This is a genomic window from Kitasatospora sp. NBC_01287, from assembly GCF_026340565.1.
In the GTDB taxonomy this organism is placed as follows: domain Bacteria; phylum Actinomycetota; class Actinomycetes; order Streptomycetales; family Streptomycetaceae; genus Kitasatospora.
On the sequence record NZ_JAPEPB010000002.1, the window covers coordinates 33426 to 55667 of the forward strand.

Here is a 22242-nt window from a genome sequence, read left to right on the forward strand (position 1 = left end):
ACCCGCACCGGGGAAAGCATGCGCCCGTTGCGGCCAGACCAAGCGGCTCAACACCCGATGGCCCATCGGACCGGCCTGTATGGTCTGCTGCACCGCCGTGCTCCGGTCACCGGTCGAGTGCCCCCGCTGCGGCACGGTCCAGCCGCTGATCGCGCTGGACGGCGACGGCACCGGGGTCCGTGGCCCCTGCGTCGACTTCGCCGCCGACCGCACCTGCCGCCAGTGCGGCCGGGCCGGCACCAACCGGGCCCCGAGGCCGGCCGGACGGCGGCCAGGAGCGCAGCGGTGGGCAGCGAGCACGAGGCCGTCGGACCGGACCGCGAGCGGCCGACTGGCCATCAGGGCCACCATTCGAGGCGCAGAACGTCGACTCCACAGGGCGGCCTGGCGGCCGCGAATGGGAGGTACGGCCTGCGGCCGACCTATGGATGGCCCGGGCCGGGGCCTGACGGCCCGGCAGTCGGTCCAGGAGCCGGGTCTGCGGCACCGGCTCGGCGGGTGGGGCAGGTGCTGACGAGCCGTCCGCGGGCCCTTGCTCCCCGGACGCCGGTTGGGCCGTAACCACCCCCGCACAGACCGGGAGGTCTGCCGTTCAGCCTCCAGTGCTGGACACTCCGGTACCCGCCCCACCCACACACCACCCTAGAAGCCCCCACCGGCACTCCCCCACCAGCAGCCCGCACTACACCCCGGCCACTAGACCGGCACTCGACTGGGCGCGCGCCGTGTCCGCCGCCCGCGCGTCCCGCCAGTCACCGAGCACCAGCACCGCCCCCGGCGACAGCACCAGCAGCCCCTAGGCAGGTCGATAGGCTGACGGTATGACAGGAGTACTGCAGTTCGGCGCACTGCTGACGCACCTGACGGGCCACCGGGCGCTCCACTGCACCACGCTCGCAGCAGCGGCCGGCACCACCCCGGCAGAGCTGCGGGCCGTACTCGACGGGCAGCCGCCGGCCGGACAACTGCTCAGGGGCCTCGGGCCGGTACTCGGGCTGCACGCCGCGGACCTGTTCGTCCTGGCCGGGCAGCCGGTGCCCGACGACCTGACACCGGTCACCCGCAACCCGAACTGGTCGGTCAGCCCCGTCGTCTACGACACGATGGTCATGCCCGCCGAGAACAGGCGCCCGCTGCTGGACGCGATCCGGGCACAGCCCCTGGTAGCGCGGGAGGGGCGGGGCGGGGTCGACCGGCCGTACCACCGCTACGAGCCGGGCTTCGGCGCGGTGCTCCTGGAGCTCACACACAACCGGAACCTCACCTGGCCATGCACAGCGCAGGCCCTGCACGCGGTCTCCGGCGGGCGGATCTACCTGTCGGCCTCCACCATCGGCGCAGTGGGCCGCGGCACCATCGAACCCACCCCCGAACTGGTGGCCGGCTTCGCGGGCCTGCTCGGCATCCCCGCCCCCGACCTCGCGGCACTCGGCGCCATCCACCTACCGAACGACCTGCCACCACTCCACCCACGGGCCACCGATGTGGCAGCCGTCATCTGGGAAACCCGACGCCTGACCACCACCCAACTCAAGGAAGTCCAACTCACCTCCCACCACCTCGCCAACCGCTAACCCGCGTCCCCACCAGGGCTCGGGGAGGCACGAGACCGCGAACCGAGCCGCGGCCGTGCCCACGACCTAACAGCAGCCAGGCGCAGCGCGGGGCGGGCACCCCACCACAGCCCGCCAAGGGACGCACCTCCCCACCGATCGAACCCCGACACGACCAACAGCGCCCGAAGCAGCGGACAGCGCCGGGGACCGCGACGGACAGCGTCAGGGGCGGCGGGCAGCGAGGCAAGGGGCTCTGCCGCCCGGCACGTCAGCGCCCCTTGCCTCGCCATGTCAACAGGCGGGAGAATCCAGCCCGCACAAGCAGAAACGGCCCGCCAGCCAAGCTGGCGAGCCGTCATACAAGATCGAGACCAGTCCGGAGACTAGCCCCATGCAATCGACTGCGTCGCGTTCGTGTAGCCGCTGGACTGGCCGAAGACCTCGATCGAGTGGCCATTCCCAGCGCCGACCGCGAAGCCAGTGCACGTTCCGGCTGCGACCCAGACATGAACCTTCCCCCACGTCTCAGTGCCAGAGCCGTCGATGAGGGCCGCGTAGCTACCCCATTGGTTGTCCCACACCCAGAAGTAGAAGTCGTTCGGCCCCGACTGGTAGTTGCAGATGTAGGCATACCGCCCGCCCGCGTTCTCCGGGTTGTTGTTCCCGATCACTTCGAAGTGATCGCCGGTGGCGCTTCCCGTTGCCGCGTCGGCGGTTCCGGCCATGCCGAACGCAACAGCCGCGGTCACTGCACTTGCTAGGCAGAGCTTGAGTGCCTTCCTGCGCATCGCTCTCTCCATTCTGTGGTGGCCGGCGCAAACCCCGGGCATCCGGGCATGGGCTCCGACTGATTCGCGGGCTCAGCGCAGGCCCCCTTGGGGGCATCGTGTCAGCCTCTTGCTCTACTGCTTGGGGCTGGCCTTGCGCGAGGCCGTGAGAGAAGCCTGCGGCGAGGGGCCCGGTGAAGTCGCGTATCCCGTACGAACCCGTACACCTGCTTCTAGAATCGGCTTGTCAGGGGCACAGCTACATGGGGGCATCGTGGGTGGGCTGCGGGGCGGTATGCCGGATCCGGACGGGGCCGGGGATCTGGCTGAGTTCATCGGTCTGCTGGGCGACTTGCGCACCTGGGCGGGGATGCCCTCGTACCGGGTGTTGGCGAAACGGGTCGGGTCGCTGGTGCGGCCCGCGCGCGAGATCCCGCTGAGCACCGTCGTGGACACGTTCAAGGCCGGTCGGCGGCGCTTGGATCTGGACCTCGTCGTGGCCGTTGTCCGAGCGCTGGGGACTGACGAGCCGACGGTCGATCGCTGGCGCGAGGCCTGTATCAAAGTGCACGGGCTGGCCAAGGTGGGCGGCCCAGCGGGGGTGTTCCGGCAGCTGCCTGCGAACCTGGCGACCTTCACAGGGCGTGATCACGAGCTGCGCACGCTGTTGGACGCGGTCAACACCTCGTCAGGCCCGGTGTCCACGGTGGTGATCTCGGCGATCGAGGGGATGGGCGGGGTGGGCAAGACTGCGCTAGCCGTCCACGTCGCTCACCGACTCGTCGCCTCCGGACGGTTCGCTGAGACCCAGTTGTACGTGAACCTGCGCGGGTTCGACGAGGAGCACGCGCCGGTGGACCCCGCCGACGCACTGGCTGCCTTCCTGCGGCAGTTGGGCGTCCCGGCGCAAAAAGTGCCGGACGGCGTCGACGAACGCGCGGCGATGTACCGCGACCGGATGGCCGGCCGGCAGGCCCTGGTCCTGCTGGACGACGCGGTCGACGAAAGGCAGGTCCGCGACCTCATCCCCGCCGGCCCGACCTGCTTAGTCCTGATCACCAGCCGGCGCAGCCTGGCCGCGCTCGACGGCGCGGCCCTGGTGCCGCTGGACGTGTTCACCCACGACGAGGCGACGGCGCTGCTGGCGCGGATCGTCGGAGTCGAGCGGGTCGCGGCCGAGCCGGAGGCCACCGCGGAGATCGTGGAGCTGTGCGGATGCCTGCCTCTGGCCGTGGCCCTGGCCGGAGGGCGGCTCCGCTCCCGGCCCGCGTGGGGCCTGGCACACCTGGCCGACCGGCTGCGCGGACACGTCGTGGACGCGAGCGAGTTGGGGAGCCGATCGCTCAGGCGGGTGTTCGGGGTGTCCTACCGAGGCCTGCCTGCGAAGGCGCAGCGTGTGTTCCGTCTGCTGGGCAGGCATCCCGGGGTTGACTACACCCTCCTGGCGGTCGCGGCCATGGCGGATCTCGCGGCCCGAGACACGGAGATGCTTCTGGAGCTGCTCCAGGACGAGTACCTGCTCCAACAGCGGACGCCCGGACGATACGAACTGCACGACCTGCTGCGCAGCTTCGCCGCGCAGGCCTCGGGTCCGGAGAACAACGCCGAAGGCGACGCGGCGGTGGAACGCCTCGGCTGGTGGTTCCTGCACTCGGCCTACAACGCGGCGAAGGCCATCGACACGCCGGACCTCCCGGCTCCCACGCGGCTTGCCGAGCACGCGCCGACGACCTTCGACTCTTATGACGAGGCTCTGGCGTGGTTCGGCCGGGAGTGGGAGAACCTGATCGCGGTTCAGCACGCGCTGCGGGACCTGGGGCTGCACGAGATCGTGTGGCAGCTGGGCGTCGCACAGAAGTTCGCCGCCGGGCTGCGCTACCGACTTGCCGACTCCGTCACTGCGCACGAGCTTGCCGTGGACGCCGCCCGGGCGCTGGGCGACCGTGCCGTGGAGGCCCGCGTGACCGGTGGCCTCGGCCTGGCCTGCTACAACGCTGGGCGCCCCGACGACGCCGAGCGCCACCTCCGCACGGCCCAGGCGATCCTGCGGGAGCTCGGGGACTGGGTGCGGATGGGTCCGCTGCTGCTCAACCTCGGGCTCGTGCACGAAGCCCGCAAGGACTACCAGCAGGCCATGGCGACGTTCCTGGAGTCCTTGGAGGTCTTCGAGAAGTCGGGCGCGATCGGAGGCCGCGGGGTGGCCCGTGCGAAGCTTGGCAACGTCTACCAGGAGTTGGGCGACCTCGATCGGGCCGAGCACTACTATCTGCTGTCGTTGGAGGACAGCCGGACCGTCAACGCCGCCGCCAGGGCCGACAGCACCAAGGTCGGCGACCGGCGGGGACAGGTCGAACGGCTCGGCAGCTTGGCATCGGTTTTCCTAGCACGAGGCGAAGCCGAACGAGCGGTCCAGGGCTACCGCGAGACGGCCGAGCTCGCACGTGTCGTCGGCGACAGGTATCTCCTCGCCGAGGCGGCCCACAGCTTGGGGGACGCTCTGCTGGCAGTCGGGGAGAAGGAGCAGGCGCGCGACGCCTGGACGGAGGCGCTGGCCCTGTTCGAGGACCTCGGACACGAGAGGGCGACCGCGGTGCGCCAACGGCTCCTCGGCATCGACGACCCCTGAATCCGGATTCACAGGGGGCCCGGACCCGACCACGCCCGACGAGGACGGCGGGCGGGTCGGCGGCAGTGCGGCGCCTTCGATCGGGCCCTGGTCCAGGGCGCGGCGCACGAGCAGGGCAGTATGGTCGACGGTGCTGCAGAGCAGCGGGCACTCGGGCCTGTCGACATCCTCGAGGAAGCCGCCGTCGACGAGCGGGGCCCAGCCGTCGGTGCCGCCCAGGCCGTGCTCGACCCAGCCGAGCGAGCAGCCACGGTGGCGGCCGTCGACCACGCCGGGTGTCGGCTCCAGCCGGCCAGGTCCCAGCCCGGCCCGAGCAGCACCGCGGCGTCGCGGACCAGGTCGTGGTCGCCCAGCCCCCGCAGGCCCGGGTGCAGCGGCGGGTGCAGCAGTTGGTCACCGTCGTAGGCCACACCGGGGCGGCCGGCGGATCGGCCTGGCCACCGGTGCGTGGCGTGGTTTCGCCCTGCGGGGCGGATCCCGGCCGGAGCCGGCCGTGGTCGGGCGGGCCGGTTTCGCCTCGCGGGGCAAATTCAGCTGGCTCTTCGTCGTGGATGTCGTCGACGCCGAGGCCGGGGCGGTGCCGGTAGGGGTGCTCGAAGTTGACGTACCAGCGCAGCGGGTCGCCGGTGGCGGCGTCCTGGAAGCAGTGCACGGAGAACCACTCGCCGGCCAGGAAGTACGAGAGCAGTGCGGTGCCGGTCCAGCGGTAGCGGCCAAGGGTCCAGGTGCCGGCTGCCAGGTCGTCCAGGCCCTGCTTGCGGGTGACGTCGTCTCCGGTGCGCGTCGCGGTGATCCAGGTCGTCGGGGCCATGCTCTCGATCCCCGGCGTGTGCCCGGTCGAGCCGCCCTCACCCCGTCGCCAGAACCGACCCGACGGCGGGCCCACGCGCGCGGCTCTCTACCGCGGTCCGGCCGTGGCGCGCAGGTCGACACCGAGCGTCCGGCCCGGGTTAGCGGCGACCTGGAGCAGGCCGATGCGCCTATGCGAAGAAGTACGCGTAGACGATTGCACCGGTGGCGAGCAGGAGGACCACGCTGAACACCTGCAGACCGATCCCGGTGGCTTGCTTTCGCGTTGGAGAGGCGAGGGTGGCGGTGCCCTCGGGGTTGCTGGGGTCGTAGTGGACAGCGATGGGTTGATTAGTCGCCAGCGCCTTGCCACCGAGATCCACGGTGAACGTCTGGCCGCCCTCTGCGGTGAACTCGATGCTATTGGTGTATGTCTTGCGGTCCGTTGTGGGATAGAAGGGCAGGGCACTGCCCTTCTGCACGTGCAACTTGCTGTGCTTCACCACTCCCGGGGCGCTCTTCCAGGTGAGCCGCTGCTTCCTTGCTTCCTCGGCTTCCACCGCGCCAGAGCCCAGTGATAGGAACGAGAAGAGAAGCAGGAGCAAACAGAGGATTATGATCCCGGCCGTCGTCGCCATGAGTTCAAGTATCGACTCGGAGCGTTACCGGGACAATCCCCCTGCTCCCGGCGAAAATGGTGCCCGACCAGTCGGTAGGGCCAGGCCATGCCATGGACACTGCCAGCAGGGCCCTGGGGCTGGGGTCCCCGCGGAGGCTGCATCGGCGCAGTGGTGCCTCCGGAGCCTCGGCTCTCTACGAACCGGTGCTTGGTAGCCGTGCAGCGACAGTTGCCACGAAGTGCTGCAGCACGGCGAACGGCAGCGTCTGCGTCCCGTCAAAGTAGACCTCTGCGGGCTTCTCCTCGTCGGGGGCGTAGACGACCACCGTCACGGCTGTCGGCCCGGGAGCGGGTGAGGCAGGCACCGAAGGGGGCCCGCTCGCGACGATGCGGGCCTCGCTGAGCTCGAAATGGGTGGTCCGGCCCTCGCTGGTACCGGTCTCGGTAGTGAGAACGCAGTACAGATCCCCGTCGTGGTTCCAGGTCAGCAGAGACATGGCGGTGATGCTGCCACACTCGCGGCCGCCGACGCCGGGTATATGGGCCGGCGGATCGTCAGCGAGCCAGGTCGAAGCTCAGGTGGCTACGTAGGTGACAACGGACAGCACTTGTCGACGAGTTTGGGCAGCAGATGCTGATCTGCAGGCTGCGAAATGTCGGTGAGAACTGACAGCACCGACGGCGGTGTCCGTGCGTGTCGGTGGTCTCATTCTGATAGGGCTCCCTGAAAACGGCCAGTGTCGCTCCAACTCCTCACTCTGTAGCAGGTTGAACGATGTGGAGAATCAGGTGAGCGGGAATGGGATGGGCGGCTGGTGAGCGGGTCAGTAGGCTGCGGCCATGTTCGAATACCACGGCTGGATCAACGTTCTGGAGAGCGCCAGCGCCGACGATGACGACGGCCGCCTGCGAGAGATCGTCGAGGGCATCGAGCGGCGCATTCGGGAGATCGACAGCCCGTATCTGCTGGACCTGCGATGGATGAACGGACAGGCGTTCGTCCACTTCGGAGGCTTCCCCAACCACCGGGACGCGGAGATCGTGCGGTTCTTCGGTGAGGTAGGCGAGTGGGCGCCGGGTTCGTATGGCCTGCTGCATGTGCGCGACGACGAGGACCCCGCTCGGGAGAACGAGGTCCTCGTCATCAGGATGGTTCGCGGGCGGGTGACCGAGCACTCGGAGCCGCTGCTGTCGCCCTGTATCCCTGTGCTGGAAGATCTGTTCGAGGGATAGGGGCCCGAGGGGCTCAGATTCGCCGCAGGGGGACGACGTCGGTGCTCGGTTGCGGGATGGTCGGGCGGGCGGCTTCGGGGGTGGCCAGCAGGGCGACGATGGTGATCGGCTGGTCGCAGTGCGGGCAGTTGCGGACCGCGGTGGGCGCGAGCGCGTCGGTGGTTCGCGACCGTGGGGACGGGGGCAGGACAGGAATCGCCGGTGCCGAGCCTGCGCGGGCCGGTGGCCGGTGGGGCAGGGGGTCGCCGAGGCGGAGTGCGCGTTGTTCGTCGCGTTCCCGGTCGCGGAGTTTCTCGGCGTCGCGGCGGCAGATCGTCGAGCAGTAGACCTGGCGGACTCTGGCCTGGTGGGTGAACTCGACGCCGCAGTGGGGGCAGTTCTTGACCACGGGCGGCGGGGGTGCGGGTCGGCGGGAGAGTTCGTAGCACCGTGGCGAGCAGTAGACCTGCCGGCTTCCCGGGAGTGCGGTGAACTCTCCGTTGCACTGGGGGCAGTAGACGGGCAGGCGACTGGCTTCGGCGGGGCGCTCGGCGTCAGGAGACACGGGAGTTCACTCCCTTGCGGAGGGTCTCGGCGTGGCTCTGGTGGGAGCGCATCCGGTAGGACGGGCCGTCGATGCCGACCACGGCGGCCTTGTGAAGCAGGCGGTCGAGCATGGCGGCTGCGACGGTGGCGTCACCGAAGGCGCCGGCCCAGTCAACTGGGGCTGGCACTTGTTCCTCGGGGAGAGTGTGCCCTGCGACCTGGGCGTTTCAGGGGTCCGAGTGTCTCTTTGATTGTCTTGCTGACAGCAGGGTTTTGTAGGCGCTACCTTCATTCGTCAGGTGCGAGGAAGGTGTGCCGGATGGTGGAGTCGCGTCTGCGGGTGATCGAGGGCCGGACGGTGCCCGAGGTGCCCGTTGCCTGGGATCCGTGGGAGTTCCAGGCGCTGTGTGTGGAGGCGTTCGTGGCCTCCTGGCGGGCCCGAGGGTTCAGCCCGGTAACGGTCGACAATGACATCGGCCTGTTGGAGCGGACGTTGAAGGCCCTGGGGCGGCCGGCGTGGGATGTCACGCCCGAGGACATCGACCGCGTGGTCGGCGGCCTGGCGGTGGAGGGGCGAGCGCCGTCCACCCGCCGCGGATACGTCCAGATCTTCAAGGGGTTCCACCGGTTCCTGCAGGCCCGTAAGGCCGTCGAGATCGAGGCCGCGTTCGGGGTCCGACTGGTCTGCCCGGTGGACGAGTTCAACGCCTCGCGGCATGTCGGCGACGACTCCCCGGCTTTGTTGCCGCCGCCGACCCCCGAGCGGGTCGAGGAGTTCTTCGACTTCCTGAAAGCCCGGATCGCCACCGCCCGCAAGTACGCGCCCGCCGCCCGCGACTACGCGCTCTTCCGGACGCTGTATCACGCCGGCCTGCGCTCGGAGGAGGCCTCGCTCCTGGACCGCCCCGACGTGCACTTCGGCCGCGGACCGTTCGGCAAGCTGCACGTGCGTTTCGGCAAGGGCGCCCACACCTCCGGGCCCCGTCCGCGCTGGGTGCCCATGCTCGACCAACTGGACCTGGTCCTGCGCTGGTTCCTCGACGACGTGCGCGGCAAGTTCCCCGACTCGCCCGCGCTGTTCGCCGACGAGTCGGGCGGCCACCTGCACCAAGGCACCGTCCGCAACCGCCTGCGCTATCTGATGGAGCTGGAGGGCCGTCCGGCCGCCGACCGGTTCAGCCCGCATGCCCTGCGGAGGGCCTGTGCGACCCACAACTACGAGCGCGGAGTGGATCTGGTGGCCATCCAGCAGCTACTTGGCCATTGGACAGTCAGTTCGACCATGAGATACGTCCGGCCCTCGGCCACGTTCATCGAGGACGCTTATCGACGGGCCGTGACCAGCACGCTCGGCGAGCTCACCGGAGAGGAACCCACGCCGTGAACATCAAGTGGAAGCTGCGGATGGCCGCCGCCCAGCGCGAGGTCTGGACCGGCGCCCAGTTGCGGCGGCTCCTGGCCGAGAAAGCGGGCCTGGAACTGTCCTCCGCCTCGGTGTCGGCCCTGTTCACCAAGGAACCCTCGCAGGTGAAGATGTCCACGCTCGCAGCGTTGTGCACCGCACTGGAGTGCACCCCCAACGACCTGATCGAGGTCGACACCACCCCCGTCGAACGCCCTGCGGCTCCTCCTCGACCGGCAGCAGATTTGCCCCGGGTCGCCTCGGCCCGGGGCCGGTCGATGCCGCCGATCTGACCGAAGGAGGTGCGGGCGAAGCATGGGCAAGAGGCAACGGGACTGCGTCGGTTGCGGGGCGCCGGTCGGCTTCATCGACCGGCGGCACTGCTGCCGCTGCACGGCCCGGATGAAAGAGGAAGCCGCCCGCGCGTCCTGCCCTGCCTGCGGGAGGTCACGCGTCCTGCAGGCCGACACCGGACGGTGCATCACCTGCTCACGGACCTGCGCAGGCTGCGGACGCCCGGTCCGCTCACCGATCGCCAGCCACTGCGGGATCTGCCGACGCGAGGCCGACCGGCAGGCCGCAAAGCGGCTCTGCCCACGCTGCCAGCGGCCCGGCTTTCTGCAGGACGGCACCGGATGGTGCGGCCACTGCTCGCGCCAGCGGCAGACCAAGCAGCCTCCGCGGCAGTGCGCCGACTGCGGCCAGGTGCGGCGCCATGCCGGGCTCGGACTCTGTTCGGCCTGCTGGCAGAAGCACCCCGACCGACCCTTCATCGCCGCCGAGAATCTGGCCGCACGGCTCGCCGAGCCCGTGCCCTGGCTGGGTGACTTCGCCGGCCATCTCGCCGACCGGCACTGCGCGAGTCGCGCCTGCACCATGATCAGCACTCTGGGCAGGCTCCTGGAGGACGAACAGCCCAACCATCCCCAGGCCCTGCTGGACCGCGCCCGCCGCCCCGGCCGGTCGATGGGCTCCCTCGCCCGCGCGCTCGAAGGCTTCTTCACCCAGCGCGGCCTCGCCCTTCCCACCGACCAGGCGCAACGGCTCGCCGCCGGACGCCGACGACGCCGCATCGACGCCACCCCACTTCCGCTGCGACCACAGGTCCAGGCGTTCGCCGAGTCCATGCTGCGAGCACGCGAGCGCGCCCTGAAGGCCGGCACCCTGCCTCGCACCGACAACACCATCGAGGCCGCCCTGGCCATCGTCCGCGACCTCGCCCGCTTCCTGACCGGCACGCGCAACAAGCAGGACTGGGCCCTGGCCGACGTCCACGACGTCGAGGCTTTCCTGGCGACCATGCCCAAGGCCCGGCAACGCCGACTGACCGTGCTGCGGCAGTACTTTCGCTTCGCCCGCTCCCGCAAGGTCGTGCTCATCGACCCCACCCGGGGAGTGAAGGCCAAAGGCCCGTCAGGGTTCAGCGGCACCACCGTCGCCGTCGACCGGCAGCGCCAGCTGTTCCGCCGCTGGACCACCGGCACCGACGCGCACCCGCACGAGGCACTGCTCGGAATCCTGGCCCTCCTCCACGCGGCCTCCAGCAGTGAGGTTCGGCTCCTGCGCGTGGACGACCTCGACCCCACCAGCCGCACCATCCGCCTGGGCAAACGGCCGCATCCGGTGCCCATGGACCCGGCCAGCTGGTCGGTGCTCCAACGCTGCCTGGCCCACCGCGCGGACCAGCGCACCGACAACCCTCATGTGATCGTCACCCGGATCACCAAGACCGGTCGGGCACCGGCCTCAACCGCCTATGTCAGCCACCTCCTGGACTCCTGCGGCGTCCCACCGCGGACCCTGCGGAGCACCCGTCTGGCGGACCTGGTAAACGCCCTCGATCCCAAGCTCGTCGCCGCAGCCCTCGGCATGGACCCTGAAGGCGTCATGATCTACCTCGCCGACCACGTCGATGCCATCCGCCTGGTGGAGCCGTGACCGCTTCAAAATCGCTGTTCAGAGCTGATCTGGGACCTGCAGAATCAGCAACATGCCGCGCTTCTTGTGTGACCGTTGCCGATGCCCGCTCACCACACCGGTCACCAAGATCAAAGTTCCGTTGCCAGTCCCACCCTCAGAGACTCCCGGCATCCGGACAAGGCCGCCCCGGATGCCGCGCGGCACCTATGCCCCGAACTTCCGGCTGAGCGAGTTCACCATCGACATCCCCGGCTTTGTGGTTCATCCCGACGACGTCGTCGGCACCGAATTGCACTCTGGTTGGGACCGATTGAGCGCCTGCTGCCAGGGACCCAGCGGCACCAACGGACCCAATGTCGTCTGCGGGAGCTGCGGTGCCGAGGTGGCTACCAAGCAGGCCGACTGCTTCACCCAAGACCAGGTGGTACTCGAGTCCACCGCAGTCTGCCTCTCCTTCACAGACGACTGATCACGCGACGAGTTTTCGAGCCGAACTCGTTGACATTCGGCGGCACCTCGCACGGGTTCGCCGGAACATGTGCGCTTTGGCGATGCCGACGTTCGTGGTCAAGATCGTGCTGGACTTGAGATACCGCTGGTTGATCACCTGGAACAGGGCGGAGGCGCCGTCGCCGGGCAGTGGCAGGTAGCCCAGTTCGTCGATCACGAGGAGCTTGGGGCCTGCGAAGAATCGCATGCAAGTTGCCCAGCGGCCCTCCAGTGCGGCTTTGTGGCACTTGGCAGCGAGCTCGGCGGCGGTGGTGAAGTAGACGCGGTGGCCCGAGTCGACGCCGGCTCTGGCCAGGGCGACGGCCAGCATGGTCTTGCCCACGCCCGGCGGTCCGACGAACAGGACGTTGGAGGCGTTGTCGAGGAATCGCAGGGTGGCCAGGTCCCGGATCAGCTTCTCGTCGACGCCGGGTTGGGCGGCGAAGTCGAAGTCGTTGAGTGTCCAGGGTTCGGGCAGGCAGGCGAACCGCATGCGGGAGACCAGTTTGCGGGCCTCGGTCGCATCGACCTCGATCTCCAGCAGCCGCTCCATCGCGGTGGTCAGCGACATGCGCTCGGCGCGGGCCTGGTCCAGGACCCTGGGCAGGGCCTCGACCGCGTCGTTCAGCTTCAGGTAGGACAGGTGGGCCCGCAGCTGCTGGTAGCGGCGGGCGTCGCTCATCTGGACCGGATCACTCAACTCTTCGACTCCTTCTCGTCGTTGCCGGGTGCCGTTCGCAGCCGGGCGGCCACGTCGGCATAGGTGGACAGGTCGATGACGACCCGGGCGGCGGGGTCGGCCGAGGTGGACCTTCCTCGCAGGGCGTCGGCTTCGGCCCGCGCCTGCTCGGAAGGCGGCTTGCGGACCTTGCTGCGGCAGGGCGGGGCGTCGGTGAAGGCCCTGAGCACCGCGCGCTCCAGGGCGACGACGTGGCCGTGGTCGCGCACGGTCTGCCCAGTGCCGCGCGGTGCCAGCTCGTGGCGGGCGATGACCGCGCCGCCGACGGTGGCGATGGAGATGAACGGCTCGTCCAGTCGCCAGCGCACCGAGACCACCGCCCCGGACAGGCCGGGCGGCACCGAGTAGAAGTTGCCGCGGAAGGGCACCAGGGCCTGCGCGGTGACGGTCCGCTCGGCGGACGCCTGGGCGGGATAGGCCAGGGCGGGAAGTGCCAGCAGCGGCTCCGCGTCGGCGAGCTCGCCGACGGTGCAGCGAAGGCCCGCGACCATGCGGCGCCGGCCGTCCATCCGGACGGCGAGCTTGTCGATTCCGCTCTGGGCCGCCTCGATGCTGATGCCGTCCGGCACCGTGCGCCACCAGCGTTGCGCCGCCGTGTGGTTGGCCTTCTCGACGACGCCTTTGCGGTTGCCCCTGCGCGGCGGGCAGATATCCACCCCGACGCCGTAGTACTTGGCCACCCCGGCGAAGCCCGGGGTCACCTTGCCGGTGGGCGGGTGGCAGACCGTGGACATCCGGTCGAACCGCCAGCGCCGAGCGGTGCCGCCCAGACGCCGCATCACCTGCTCGATGGCCTCGACGAGATGGGGAAACTGCTCGCTCTCGGCGAGCACTCCACGCCAGCGACCCGAGTGGGCCAGCGCGCCGACCAGCAGATGGGCGTGGCTGCCGCAGTTCCACCCGTCCGGCGGATCGGGCAGCTCCACCCAATCGAACTGGATCTCCTCGCCCGCCGGATGCTCAATGATCGCCCGGTCCCTGCCGGTGGTGCGGTCGCACGGTTCGCAGTGCGGCCTCACCCGGTGCTTGCGCAGGGCCCGCGTGAACGTCGAATAGCCGCCCTGATACCCGAGCCCGATGATCTCGTCGAACAACGTGGCCGCCCACAGGTGCGGGTCATCGGTCAGTCGCTGCCGGCAATAGGCCAGGAACGGCAGGAAGCCGTCGAGTGCGGGGCTGCGGACAGCCGCGACCCGCTCGCCGTTGAGGTGGGCCCTGATCGTCTTGCGGTCCCGGCCCAGGTGCCGCGCGATCGCCGAGATCGACCATCCCTGCCGACGCAGAGCGTGAGCATCCACGTCTTCCTCCCTGGTGAGCATCCGGCCTCCGAACAGGCCAATCCGATCGCACACGCAGGTTTTCCAGTGGACACCACCCCACCCAGACACGCCGGAAGAAATCACCCAAAGGGTGGGGAGATCAACTGAGCAGGTTTGGCCACTACTTGAGCACCGCCTGGGGAATTTCAGAGAGCGTCATCATCCCGGAATGATGCCCCTGTTCGACGTCAATGGAGAGGGGCTGTCATGGAAGACGAGCTGGGCGATCTGATCCACCTAGCCGATCCGCCGGGGACGAGCGGTCACGCCGTCTCTCTCCGCGTGCTGGAGCGGCCGGCCCCGGGCAGCGACTTCCTCGACTGCGAGTTCATCGTGTCGACCGGGACCATCAACGGCAGCTTCCCCGTCGGCATCACGTCCGATGACCTGGACAAGTGGGAGGAAGCCCTCGACAGGCTCGCCGGCAACCGGTTCGTCTCGTGGCTCAACTCCGGCCGGACGGTCCAGCTCGGGATCAAGCCGCTGGCGCCTGGAGTGATCGGAGTGTCACTTCCCTCTCTGTCAGCCTTGGGTGAGACGTCCCGCTTTGTCGGGTTAGCCTGAGAGGGCCCGAGTAGGAGTTCCATCCCTGATGACCAGCACCAATCCGTCCGCTGCCGACCCGGCTCCCAGGCCGAAGCGCCGCACGTTCAGTCCCGAGTACAAGCTGCGGATCGTCGCCGAGTACGACGCCGCGCCCAAGAACGAGAAGGGTGCGGTTCTGCGCCGCGAGCGCCTGTACCACTCGCACGTCACCGAGTGGCGGGCCGCGCGCGATGCCGGGGCCCTGGAGAACCTGGTCGACCACCGCACCAGCCCGGCCCGCCCGAAGAAGTCCGCCACCGAGGTCGAGAACGAGAAGCTGCGCCGGCAGGTGGAACGGCTGGAGAGGGAGCTCGCCCGGAACAAGGCAGCGTTGGAGGTCCTGGGAAAAGCGTCGGCGCTCTTGGAAATGATCTCCGAGAGCGCGGACTGAAGCACGCCGCGGACCCCGTCGTGGACGAGGCGTTCACCGCCGTCGAACACGAGCTCGGCACCACGGCCGCATGCCGGCTGACCGGCCGCTCCCGGGCCACCCACTACCGCAGGCTTCAGCCGACGCCCGCACGCAAGCCCAGGTCGCCCCAGGTCCAGCCATCGGCCCTGACAGCCGAAGAGCGCACTGCGGTACTGGAGTTGATGAACAGCCCCGAGTACGCCGAACTGGCGCCCGCGCAGATCTGGGCCCGTGAGCTGGACACCGGGCGCTACCACTGCTCGGTCTCCACGATGTACCGGATCCTGCGTGAGCGGGGGCAGTCCGGTGAGCGCCGCCGCCAGGCCACCCACCCGGCCAAGACGGTGCCCGAACTGGTCGCCGACGGCCCCTCCCAGGTGTTCACCTGGGACATCACCAAAGCTGCCGGCCCCAGGAAGGGCATCTGGTACCACGCCTACGTGATCATCGACATCTTCAGCCGCTACATCGTCGGCCACACCGTCGAACTGGCCGAATCAGCCGAGCGGGCGGAGGAGTTGATCCGCGAGACCATCGCGCGCAACGGCATCGTCCCCGAGACCGTGCACGCCGACCGGGGCACCTCGATGACCTCCAAGAAGGTCTCCCAGCTGCTGATCGACCTCGGCGTCACCCGGAGTCACTCGCGTCCGAAGGTCTCCAACGACAACCCTTACAGCGAGGCCCAGTTCAAGACCACCAAGTACATGTCCGACTACCCCGAGCGGTTCGACTCCCTGGCCCATGCCCGCGAATGGTTCGACGCCTTCATCTCGTACTACAACCACGAGCACAGGCACTCGGGTATCGGACTTCACACGCCCGCCAGCGTCCACTTCGGCACGGCGGAGGAGATCCGCGACCAGCGGTCCGTCACCCTCGCCGAGGCCTACGCGCGCCACCCCGAACGCTTCGGCCGCCGTCCCAGACCACCCGAGATCCCGAAGACGGCATGGATCAACGACCCCGCCAAGCGCAGGGAACCCGCACCACAAACCTCATAACGTCACGACCGTCTCACTGGACTTGAAATCTTCCGCTTCAGGACGCTCCTTCCTCGCAGGTGACGGTCAGCGTGCCTCTCTCGCCGTCGGCCGGCTGGATCGAGGACCAGCGTGCGCGCCTCGATCACGTGCGGCGGGCGTTTGCGGGCTGACTGTCCCGGCGGTGTTCGAAGGACGCTGCCAGATGGCGACATTCTCCGAACACCGGACTCAGGACGGCCCTCAGCCGACGGCTTGCTGTTCCGCACGGGCGCGGGTGGTGGCGAGGCGGTAGGAGTCGGTACTGGTCTCGATGATGTTGCCGCCGAAGGTGAGGCGATCCACGATGGCCGCGCAGAGGCGGGGGTCGGTGAAGGTCTTGGTCCAGCCAACTGGGGCTGGCACTTGTTCCTCGGGGAGAGTGTGCCCTGCGACCTGGCCGTTTCAGGGGTCCGCGTGCCCTGGGCGTCGGTGAGGTAGTGGTCGGTGCCGGCGGTGGTGGTCATACGAGTGAGGCTGCCCTCGGGGTCGCGGATGAATCGTGCGGTGGCGCTGGCAGTTTGGGTGGTCGTCAGGCCCATCGCGGTGTTGGAGAAGGTGGTCGAGCCGAGGGTGGTGCGCTCGCTGGCGTCGGTGCCGGAGTAGGTGGCGCTCAGCGCGGTGGAACCGGTGGTGAGGGAGGAGGGCTGGAACAGGTCGGTGTAGGTCTCCGCGGTGCGGGCGGGGGTCGAGGCGGCGGTGCTCCCGTTGCCGGCGGCGTCGTAGGACCAGCCGGTGGTGGAACCGCCTGTGCTGGTGAGCTGGTTGGCGGCGTTGTAGCCGTAGGTGGTCTTCGCGCCGGTGGTCTCGGTGAGTTGGGTGAGGTGGTTGGCGTTGTCGTAGTTGTGGGCGACGGTACCGATCATCGGAGAAGCGGCGCGGCGCGGGTGCGGACAGCGCAACCGGCCCAACCGGCCATGCGTCAGCCGGCGGTGAAGACCTCGCAGCCGGCGGCGCCCGGCTCGGGGCTTACGGAACCGAATCCGCCTGCCGGCTTGTCGTCCCGCCCCTGGCCACGGTGGCGGCGTCGGCGTCGGGGTGGATGGTGAAGACCTGGTCCAGGCCGACGATGCGCAGGATCCGGGCGGGGTTGGCGGGGACCGCGGCCAGGGCGATGTCGGCGCCGCGCTCGGCGGCGATGTTGCGGGCGGCCAGCAGGGCGGTGATGCCGCTGGAGTCGCAGAAGTCCAGGCCGCCGAGGTCCAGGACCAGCAGCCGGCTCCCGGTGAGGGTGAGGGCGTCGACGGCCTGGCGCAGTTGGGGGGCGGTGTGGTGGTCGAGGTCGCCGGTGATCTCCAGTACGGGACCGGTTGCGGCGTCTCGGGCGGTGATCGTCAGCGGGCTCATGTCGGGTCTTCACTCGCAGGGGTGGGCAGGGGTGCAGGGATGCCGAGGGCGAGCAGGGCGGTGTCGTCGTCCAGGCCGTCGCCGAAGCCGTCGAGGAGTCCGGTCAGGGCGGTGACCAGGGCCTGGGGGCCGGCGGGTGGTTGGGCGGTGGCGAAGGCGCGCAGGGCGTCCTCGCCGTACAGCTCTCGCTTGGGGCCGATCCGGGCCTCGGTGAGGCCGTCGGTGTAGAGCAGCAGCGTGTCCCCCCGGTGGAGGACGGTGTGGGCGCGGGCGAAGCGGGCCTCGGGCAGGATGCCGATGAGCATGCCGCCCGGGGTCGGCAGGAACTCGGCGGTGCCGTCGGCGCGCTGGATGAGGGCGGAGGGGTGGCCGCCGGCGGCGATCTGTACCGCGCACTGCTCGCCCCGGGGCTCCAGGATGCCGAAGACGGCGGTGCAGTAGCGGGTGTCGCCGCTGGTGTACCGCTGGTTCAGCACGGTGTTCAGGGTGGTGAGCACCGTGACGGGGTCGGGGTCGTGCAGGGCGGCCGCGCGCAGGGTGTGGCGGGTCAGGGAGGTCACCGCGGCGGCCTTGGGGCCCTTTCCGCACACGTCGCCGAGGAAGAACGCCCACCGCGTGCCGTCCAGGGGGAACAGGTCGTAGAAGTCTCCGCCCAGCAGGTCCGGGGAGGCGGTGTGGTAGTGCGAGGCCGCCTCCAGCCCAGGCACCTGGGGCAGAGCGGAGGGCAGCAGGCTCTGCTGCAGGACCGCCAGTGCTTCCTGCAGGCGTTCGCGGTCCGCTTCGGCCTGCCGGCGGGCCTCCTCGGCCGCCTTACGGGCGCGCAGCAGCTCGGCCTCGTAGGCGCGGCGGTCGCGGGCGTCGAAGACGGTGGTGCGGATCAGCACCGGCTCGCCGTCGGTGCTGGTCTTCAGCCTGGAGGTGACCAGCACCGGCAGCCGCGCGCCGCCGGCCGCCTTGATGTCCAGGGCGATCCCGTTGACCTCGCCGCTCATGCGCAACAGCGGCGCGAAGTGGGTCTCGTGGTAGAGCTTGCCGCCGACGGTGAGCAGGTCGGTGAAGCGCATGCGGCCCACGACCTGCCGGCGGTTCAGGCCCAGCCAGTCGAGAAGCGTGGTGTTGATCTTCGCGATGGTGCCGTCCATCATCGTGGACAGGTAGCCGCACGGCGCCTGCTCGTAGAGTTCCTCGGCGCTGTCCTCCAGGAGGGCGGTGAACGCCGCGGCGGTGGCGTCCACGTCGTCCTCGTCCTCCTCGGGGTCCTGAGGCTCCTGGGCGGTGCGGCACATCACCGGGGCGTCCCGAGGAAGGCGAGGATCGCCTCGGCGGTGGCTTCGGGTGCGCTCAGCTGCGGGCAGTGCCCGGTGGCGTCCAGGGTCACCAGGCGGCTGCCGGGGATCGCGGCGTGGACGTAGGCGCCCACCTCGCGCGGGGCGATCACGTCCTGCGTGCACTCCAGCACCAGCGTCGGATGCGTCACCGCCTTCAGATCCGCACGGCTGTCGGACAGGAACGTGGTGCGGGCGAAGACCCGCGCCATGTCCGGGTCGGTGGCGCAGAACGAGGCGGTCAGCTCCTCCCCGAGTTCCGGCCGGTCCTCGTTGCCCATGATCACCGGCGCCATCGCCGCCGACCAGCCCAGGTAGTTCGACTCCAGCGACTCCAGCAGCTCATCGATGTCCTCGGCGCTGAACCCGCCCCGGTAGCCCTCGTCGTCGATGTACCGGGGAGAGGGGGCCACCATCACCAGCCGGGAGAACCGCTCCGGGTCGGCAGCCGCTGCCAGCACCCCCACCATGGCACTGACCGAATGGCCCACGAAGGCCACATCCCGCAGGTCCAACTCCTCGCACACCTCCACCACATCCCGGGCGTACCCGTCCAGCGAGCTGTAGCGACCCTCGCTCCACGCCGATGCGTCCGAGCGGCCGGAGCCCACATAGTCGAACAGCACCACCCGGTGCTCCCGCGCCAGTGCCGGGACGACCAGGCGCCACATGTTCTGGTCACAACCGAACCCGTGCGCCAGCAGCACCACCGGCCCGTCCACCCGACCGGTCACCATGACGTTGTTCCTGCGCAAGACATCCATGCCTCCATCCTCCCATCTCGCCCAGCCACCCCTCCGCGAGACCGTCCACCGGCCGGCAGTTCGGCGGTCGCGGGGGCACGGAGCAGGCGGCTGACGGGTCACTTGAGGATCCTCAAGGGGTGCCCCGGCAGGAACATCGTCTTCGTCCGTCCGCCGACAGGTGGTCAGCAACCCTTCGGGTGACTGGGGTTCCACTGGAAAGTGCCGTCAACCGTCTGGGCGTGCGAGGGGGTGTCCGACGTGACCACCCGCCACGCGCAGATGTCGGAGCCCGCCGTGAACGTCAGGGTGTCGCCGGAGGCGGGGACCCGCTGGTACCGGCCGCATCCCAGGTTGTTGGAGTGCCAGCTACCCCACACCGCACGGTGGTCGGCCTCGAAGACCTCCAGCGCGATCCTCGATCCGCCCGGTCCTGTTGTGCACCACCGCAGCACCGACAAGGCGCCGTCGGTCAGCTTCCGGTTTCCGGACAGCGTGAAGGTTCCGCTGCCGCACGTAATGGTGCCGGTGTGGCAGGCGACACTTCGGCCGGTGGTCGCTGCGGCGGCGGGAGAGGCGCCCGCCAGGCCCAGCGTGGTGGCGAGTGCGGCAGCGGCCAGGACGGTTACTCCTCGTGTTGGCTTCATAACAAAAACCCTCGCAGCTTGACGGTGCGTTGGACAAGGGGCCCCCGAGCATGTCGTCGGATGGGGACGGGCAGGTCGACGCGGTCCATTCGGCAGTCCTCTCACCGGACACGGGGCACTGATCACGCCATCCAGCCGGGGTCAGCCCACGCCGCGCCGAGGAGGAGGCGGTGGCATCCGCGCTCCCGGCCCGGACCCACCGGCTTCCTCAGTCCCCGTCCCAGTGGTCGAGGACGAGCCGGCGGATGTGGGCCGGATAGGCCTCGGCGAACGAGCTGTGCGGTGTGCGTCCCTGGCCGGGGGCGGGCTGGAGTCCGTCGTGGAGGACGACCGGCCCGGTCACAGTGGCCCTCTCACGGTGGTGGTAGCAGTTCCTTGGTGCCGTTCGCGGTGTAGTAGCGCATCCTCTCCAAGACGGAAGGCGGGTCGGACTTCGCAAATCGCGCGGCCTCCTCAGCGGTAGCCACAACGGGGAACAACGGGGCCGAGTCGGTCAGTTCGAGGACCCGGCGCACCGTACGGCTCGGGCCACCTACCGGCGGCGTACCCTGCACGGGAGCGCGAAGGCGCAGGTCGAGCAGCACGTTGAGGCCGTCGCAGGTGAACAGGCCGACGTGGGCCAGGTCCAGAGCCAGCACAGCGGGCTTCTGGCCGCAGGCGGCGTCCAGGGCCGCTTCGGACTCTGGGAGGTTGTCCAGCAGCACATCACCCGCGAGCGAGCGCACGACCATCTCGCCGATCCGGATCGACGTGGTCTCCAGCGAGGCCGGCGCCATGGGCATGACCGGCGTCACACCGCCGACCCGGCACCGCCTCGGACGGCCCGGGCTGTGCAGTCACTGCCCAGCCCGGGCCCAAGGGGCGGCGAGTCCGGCCAGGTCGCGGCGATCCGCACCAGGCTCCCCCACAGGTCCGCGGCTTGCCCATGATGGCCCTGACCCGGCGGCATGCGGTGACCCTGCCCGGCCCGATCGGCACCCACACACCTTCGAAGGTCATCCTCGTGCGTCTCGCCGACGGCCTCGCCCCAGGCGACGGGGCGGTGTGAACGGACGCCAGCGGCGAGTTCCGTCTGCGGATCGAGGGCCAGGTGGCGAAGGTGCTGGCAACGCCCGCCGGTTACGTCAGCACCCACCCGTGCCTGCAAGCCGTCGAGGTAACGCCGGTCACTGCGTGAGCGGGGTGCAAGCAGGCCTCGCGTCGCATCGCCGATCTGCTCGGCCTGTGCCGGGCCGAGCACCGCGATGACCACGCGGCGACCGTCCTCCAGCTGGGCCAGGAGCCGCTGTGGAGCGTGGGCCGGGCCGTACAGGCCCACCACGACGCCCGCTGGCTCGTCACCGCTCATCCGGTGCGGCGCCTCTCCACCGCGGGTTCCCTGTGAGCGCGGCGTTCACCGCGCGGCCCGGATCGGGCAGGTGGGCGCGTGCCGGGTGAAGACGATCACGTCACCGCTGGCGAAGAACGCACGCTGGCGGGTGGCCGAGCAGCAACTTGGAGAAGCACCCGCCAACTCCCGGGCAGGCGACTGAGGTTCCCTTGAAGACGGCCGCCTCGGCCCAGTTGTAGCTCTGGAACCCGGTTGTCTCACATCTTCCGGCTGGGCAGCGGGGAAGGCTGCTTCGCTGACGGGTTCGCCCGTCAGCAGGCCAAGGGCACGGCACGTGAGCGGCGGCGGTTGCGACGTTCAGACATGACGACACCCTGCCCCGTTGCGGACGCCGAACACAGAGAGTCGGCGACGACATGCCGACAGCAACAGCAGCGGCAAGTGGCCCTCTTCTGCGGGAGAGCGGCACGCAGGACTCGGGCCGTACGCACGGGTGGGCGCCCCACGCCTGGCCCGCGGCATTGCCTGGATGCACCCAGCAATGCATCCAGCCCGTGTGTCCGTGGCGGGCCAAGATGCCGGGAGGCACCCGGTCAGGGGTGCCTCCCGGCATCTCGGCCCGCTCCCGCGCTGGTTCACCATCGGTACCAGCGGCCACGCGAACCGCCGGACCCGGCGCTGCGGAACACGAAGCCCAACAGCCACAGCACCAGTACGACGATCGCCACCCACCAAAGGATGTGGATCGCGAACCCCACACCAGCCAGAATCACGGCCAGCAGCAGAACCAACAGCAGAGCACCCATGGTCATCAACCTCCTGACCAGCGTGTACCCCCCTTCGCCGA

The 22242-nt window shown here is 69.7% G+C and carries 25 protein-coding genes and 3 pseudogenes; 11 read left to right on the top strand and 17 right to left on the bottom strand.

All coding sequences use genetic code 11. The features are described 5' to 3' along the window. Nucleotides 1-821: 821 nt before the first annotated feature. Nucleotides 822-1574, top strand: a complete 753-nt coding sequence (locus OG455_RS36855) for a hypothetical protein (protein ID WP_266301120.1) — start codon at nt 822-824, stop codon at nt 1572-1574. Nucleotides 1575-1939: 365 nt separating this feature from the next. Here the strand turns inward: OG455_RS36855 and OG455_RS36860 are convergent, their stop codons facing one another. Next, on the bottom strand, nt 1940-2344 hold the full coding sequence (locus OG455_RS36860) for a hypothetical protein (protein ID WP_266301121.1): 405 nt from the start codon (nt 2342-2344) through the stop codon (nt 1940-1942). Between the two features lie 274 nt (nt 2345-2618). On the opposite strand from OG455_RS36860, the gene OG455_RS36865 reads away from it, so the two are divergent. Next, complete coding sequence (locus OG455_RS36865) at nt 2619-4949, top strand: tetratricopeptide repeat protein (RefSeq protein WP_266301122.1); 2331 nt, start codon at nt 2619-2621, stop codon at nt 4947-4949. 980 nt (nt 4950-5929) lie between these two features. Here OG455_RS36865 and OG455_RS36870 read toward each other — a convergent pair. Further along, nucleotides 5930-6376 (bottom strand): DUF3592 domain-containing protein, encoded by a 447-nt coding sequence (locus tag OG455_RS36870; protein ID WP_266301123.1) that lies wholly within the window; start codon nt 6374-6376, stop codon nt 5930-5932. 175 nt (nt 6377-6551) lie between these two features. Then, nucleotides 6552-6854, bottom strand: coding sequence for a hypothetical protein (locus tag OG455_RS36875; RefSeq protein ID WP_266301124.1), 303 nt, complete (start codon nt 6852-6854; stop codon nt 6552-6554). 343 nt (nt 6855-7197) lie between these two features. On the opposite strand from OG455_RS36875, the gene OG455_RS36880 reads away from it, so the two are divergent. Then, complete coding sequence (locus tag OG455_RS36880) at nt 7198-7590, top strand: Imm7 family immunity protein (protein ID WP_266301125.1); 393 nt, start codon at nt 7198-7200, stop codon at nt 7588-7590. Nucleotides 7591-7603: 13 nt separating this feature from the next. Here the strand turns inward: OG455_RS36880 and OG455_RS36885 are convergent, their stop codons facing one another. Together OG455_RS36885 and OG455_RS36890 are read right to left on the bottom strand one after the other, a co-directional pair. Then, entirely contained in the window at nt 7604-8134 is a 531-nt protein-coding gene (locus tag OG455_RS36885; protein WP_266301126.1) for a hypothetical protein, read from the bottom strand. Continuing rightward, nucleotides 8124-8303, bottom strand: a complete 180-nt coding sequence (locus tag OG455_RS36890) for an ATP-binding protein (RefSeq protein WP_323185662.1) — start codon at nt 8301-8303, stop codon at nt 8124-8126. Before OG455_RS36890 ends, OG455_RS36885 begins: the two co-directional genes overlap by 11 nt. A 131-nt stretch (nt 8304-8434) precedes the next feature. Between OG455_RS36890 and OG455_RS36895 the strand changes: the two genes are divergently transcribed. The 4 genes from OG455_RS36895 (at nt 8435) to OG455_RS36910 (ending at nt 11906) form a co-directional block, all read left to right on the top strand. After that, entirely contained in the window at nt 8435-9499 is a 1065-nt protein-coding gene (locus OG455_RS36895) for a tyrosine-type recombinase/integrase (protein WP_266301127.1), read from the top strand. Next, nucleotides 9496-9810, top strand: coding sequence for a helix-turn-helix transcriptional regulator (locus OG455_RS36900; RefSeq protein WP_266301128.1), 315 nt, complete (start codon nt 9496-9498; stop codon nt 9808-9810). Before OG455_RS36895 ends, OG455_RS36900 begins: the two co-directional genes overlap by 4 nt. Before the next feature lie 412 nt (nt 9811-10222). Further along, nucleotides 10223-11455, top strand: coding sequence for an integrase (locus OG455_RS36905; protein ID WP_266301129.1), 1233 nt, complete (start codon nt 10223-10225; stop codon nt 11453-11455). A 172-nt stretch (nt 11456-11627) separates the two neighbouring features. Further along, entirely contained in the window at nt 11628-11906 is a 279-nt protein-coding gene (locus tag OG455_RS36910; RefSeq protein WP_266301130.1) for a hypothetical protein, read from the top strand. Here the strand turns inward: OG455_RS36910 and OG455_RS36915 are convergent, their stop codons facing one another. Then, nucleotides 11907-12626, bottom strand: a complete 720-nt coding sequence (locus OG455_RS36915) for an ATP-binding protein (RefSeq protein WP_266301131.1) — start codon at nt 12624-12626, stop codon at nt 11907-11909. Next, a complete protein-coding gene (locus tag OG455_RS36920) occupies nt 12623-13963 on the bottom strand; it encodes an IS21 family transposase (RefSeq protein ID WP_266301132.1) in 1341 nt (446 codons plus the stop codon). The genes OG455_RS36915 and OG455_RS36920 overlap by 4 nt, the downstream gene beginning before the upstream one ends. 228 nt (nt 13964-14191) lie before the next feature. On the opposite strand from OG455_RS36920, the gene OG455_RS36925 reads away from it, so the two are divergent. The 4 genes and pseudogenes from OG455_RS36925 to OG455_RS42295 all read left to right on the top strand — a co-directional run. Further along, on the top strand, nt 14192-14548 hold the full coding sequence (locus OG455_RS36925; protein ID WP_266301133.1) for a DUF5959 family protein: 357 nt from the start codon (nt 14192-14194) through the stop codon (nt 14546-14548). Between the two features lie 28 nt (nt 14549-14576). Then, nucleotides 14577-14960, top strand: coding sequence for a hypothetical protein (locus OG455_RS36930; protein ID WP_266288802.1), 384 nt, complete (start codon nt 14577-14579; stop codon nt 14958-14960). Nucleotides 14961-14980: 20 nt separating this feature from the next. Next, nucleotides 14981-15985: an IS3 family transposase gene (locus OG455_RS36935; RefSeq protein WP_266288800.1), complete on the top strand. Its 1005-nt coding sequence runs from the start codon at nt 14981-14983 to the stop codon at nt 15983-15985. Nucleotides 15986-16032: 47 nt separating this feature from the next. Then, nucleotides 16033-16137 (top strand): annotated as a pseudogene (locus OG455_RS42295) (DUF5959 family protein); the annotation flags it as partial. Between the two features lie 70 nt (nt 16138-16207). Here OG455_RS42295 and OG455_RS36940 read toward each other — a convergent pair. The 10 genes and pseudogenes from OG455_RS36940 to OG455_RS36980 all read right to left on the bottom strand — a co-directional run. Continuing rightward, nucleotides 16208-16354: pseudogene (locus OG455_RS36940) on the bottom strand (ATP-binding protein); the annotation flags it as partial. Between the two features lie 410 nt (nt 16355-16764). Further along, a pseudogene (locus OG455_RS42300) lies at nt 16765-16869 on the bottom strand (hypothetical protein); the annotation flags it as partial. 103 nt (nt 16870-16972) lie between these two features. Continuing rightward, nucleotides 16973-17350 (bottom strand): STAS domain-containing protein, encoded by a 378-nt coding sequence (locus OG455_RS36945; protein WP_266301134.1) that lies wholly within the window; start codon nt 17348-17350, stop codon nt 16973-16975. After that, nucleotides 17347-18636: a PP2C family protein-serine/threonine phosphatase gene (locus tag OG455_RS36950; RefSeq protein ID WP_266301135.1), complete on the bottom strand. Its 1290-nt coding sequence runs from the start codon at nt 18634-18636 to the stop codon at nt 17347-17349. The genes OG455_RS36945 and OG455_RS36950 overlap by 4 nt, the downstream gene beginning before the upstream one ends. Beyond that, a complete protein-coding gene (locus tag OG455_RS36955; RefSeq protein ID WP_266301136.1) occupies nt 18636-19439 on the bottom strand; it encodes an alpha/beta fold hydrolase in 804 nt (267 codons plus the stop codon). Before OG455_RS36955 ends, OG455_RS36950 begins: the two co-directional genes overlap by 1 nt. A gap of 164 nt (nt 19440-19603) precedes the next feature. Continuing rightward, complete coding sequence (locus OG455_RS36960) at nt 19604-20065, bottom strand: hypothetical protein (RefSeq protein ID WP_266301137.1); 462 nt, start codon at nt 20063-20065, stop codon at nt 19604-19606. A 208-nt stretch (nt 20066-20273) separates the two neighbouring features. After that, a complete protein-coding gene (locus tag OG455_RS36965; RefSeq protein WP_266301138.1) occupies nt 20274-20408 on the bottom strand; it encodes a hypothetical protein in 135 nt (44 codons plus the stop codon). A 10-nt stretch (nt 20409-20418) separates the two neighbouring features. After that, entirely contained in the window at nt 20419-20847 is a 429-nt protein-coding gene (locus tag OG455_RS36970) for an STAS domain-containing protein (protein ID WP_266301139.1), read from the bottom strand. 8 nt (nt 20848-20855) lie between these two features. After that, nucleotides 20856-21413, bottom strand: coding sequence for a hypothetical protein (locus tag OG455_RS36975; RefSeq protein ID WP_266301140.1), 558 nt, complete (start codon nt 21411-21413; stop codon nt 20856-20858). A 617-nt stretch (nt 21414-22030) separates the two neighbouring features. Next, a complete protein-coding gene (locus OG455_RS36980) occupies nt 22031-22201 on the bottom strand; it encodes a DUF5670 family protein (RefSeq protein WP_266301141.1) in 171 nt (56 codons plus the stop codon). Between the last annotated feature and the right edge of the window lie 41 nt (nt 22202-22242).

Bases quoted from the DNA above. Each gene is read 5' to 3' on its own strand.
- OG455_RS36855 (WP_266301120.1), top strand. From the start codon at position 822: ATGACAGGAGTACTGCAGTTCGGCGCACTGCTGACGCACCTGACGGGC.
- OG455_RS36860 (WP_266301121.1), bottom strand. From the start codon at position 2,344: ATGCGCAGGAAGGCACTCAAGCTCTGCCTAGCAAGTGCAGTGACCGCG.
- OG455_RS36865 (WP_266301122.1), top strand. From the start codon at position 2,619: ATGCCGGATCCGGACGGGGCCGGGGATCTGGCTGAGTTCATCGGTCTG.
- OG455_RS36870 (WP_266301123.1), bottom strand. From the start codon at position 6,376: ATGGCGACGACGGCCGGGATCATAATCCTCTGTTTGCTCCTGCTTCTC.
- OG455_RS36875 (WP_266301124.1), bottom strand. From the start codon at position 6,854: ATGTCTCTGCTGACCTGGAACCACGACGGGGATCTGTACTGCGTTCTC.
- OG455_RS36880 (WP_266301125.1), top strand. From the start codon at position 7,198: ATGTTCGAATACCACGGCTGGATCAACGTTCTGGAGAGCGCCAGCGCC.
- OG455_RS36895 (WP_266301127.1), top strand. From the start codon at position 8,435: ATGGTGGAGTCGCGTCTGCGGGTGATCGAGGGCCGGACGGTGCCCGAG.
- OG455_RS36910 (WP_266301130.1), top strand. From the start codon at position 11,628: ATGCCGCGCGGCACCTATGCCCCGAACTTCCGGCTGAGCGAGTTCACC.
- OG455_RS36925 (WP_266301133.1), top strand. From the start codon at position 14,192: ATGGAAGACGAGCTGGGCGATCTGATCCACCTAGCCGATCCGCCGGGG.
- OG455_RS36930 (WP_266288802.1), top strand. From the start codon at position 14,577: ATGACCAGCACCAATCCGTCCGCTGCCGACCCGGCTCCCAGGCCGAAG.
- OG455_RS36945 (WP_266301134.1), bottom strand. From the start codon at position 17,350: ATGAGCCCGCTGACGATCACCGCCCGAGACGCCGCAACCGGTCCCGTA.
- OG455_RS36950 (WP_266301135.1), bottom strand. From the start codon at position 18,636: ATGTGCCGCACCGCCCAGGAGCCTCAGGACCCCGAGGAGGACGAGGAC.
- OG455_RS36955 (WP_266301136.1), bottom strand. From the start codon at position 19,439: ATGGATGTCTTGCGCAGGAACAACGTCATGGTGACCGGTCGGGTGGAC.
- OG455_RS36960 (WP_266301137.1), bottom strand. From the start codon at position 20,065: ATGAAGCCAACACGAGGAGTAACCGTCCTGGCCGCTGCCGCACTCGCC.
- OG455_RS36970 (WP_266301139.1), bottom strand. From the start codon at position 20,847: ATGCCCATGGCGCCGGCCTCGCTGGAGACCACGTCGATCCGGATCGGC.
- OG455_RS36975 (WP_266301140.1), bottom strand. From the start codon at position 21,413: ATGAGCGGTGACGAGCCAGCGGGCGTCGTGGTGGGCCTGTACGGCCCG.
- OG455_RS36980 (WP_266301141.1), bottom strand. From the start codon at position 22,201: ATGGGTGCTCTGCTGTTGGTTCTGCTGCTGGCCGTGATTCTGGCTGGT.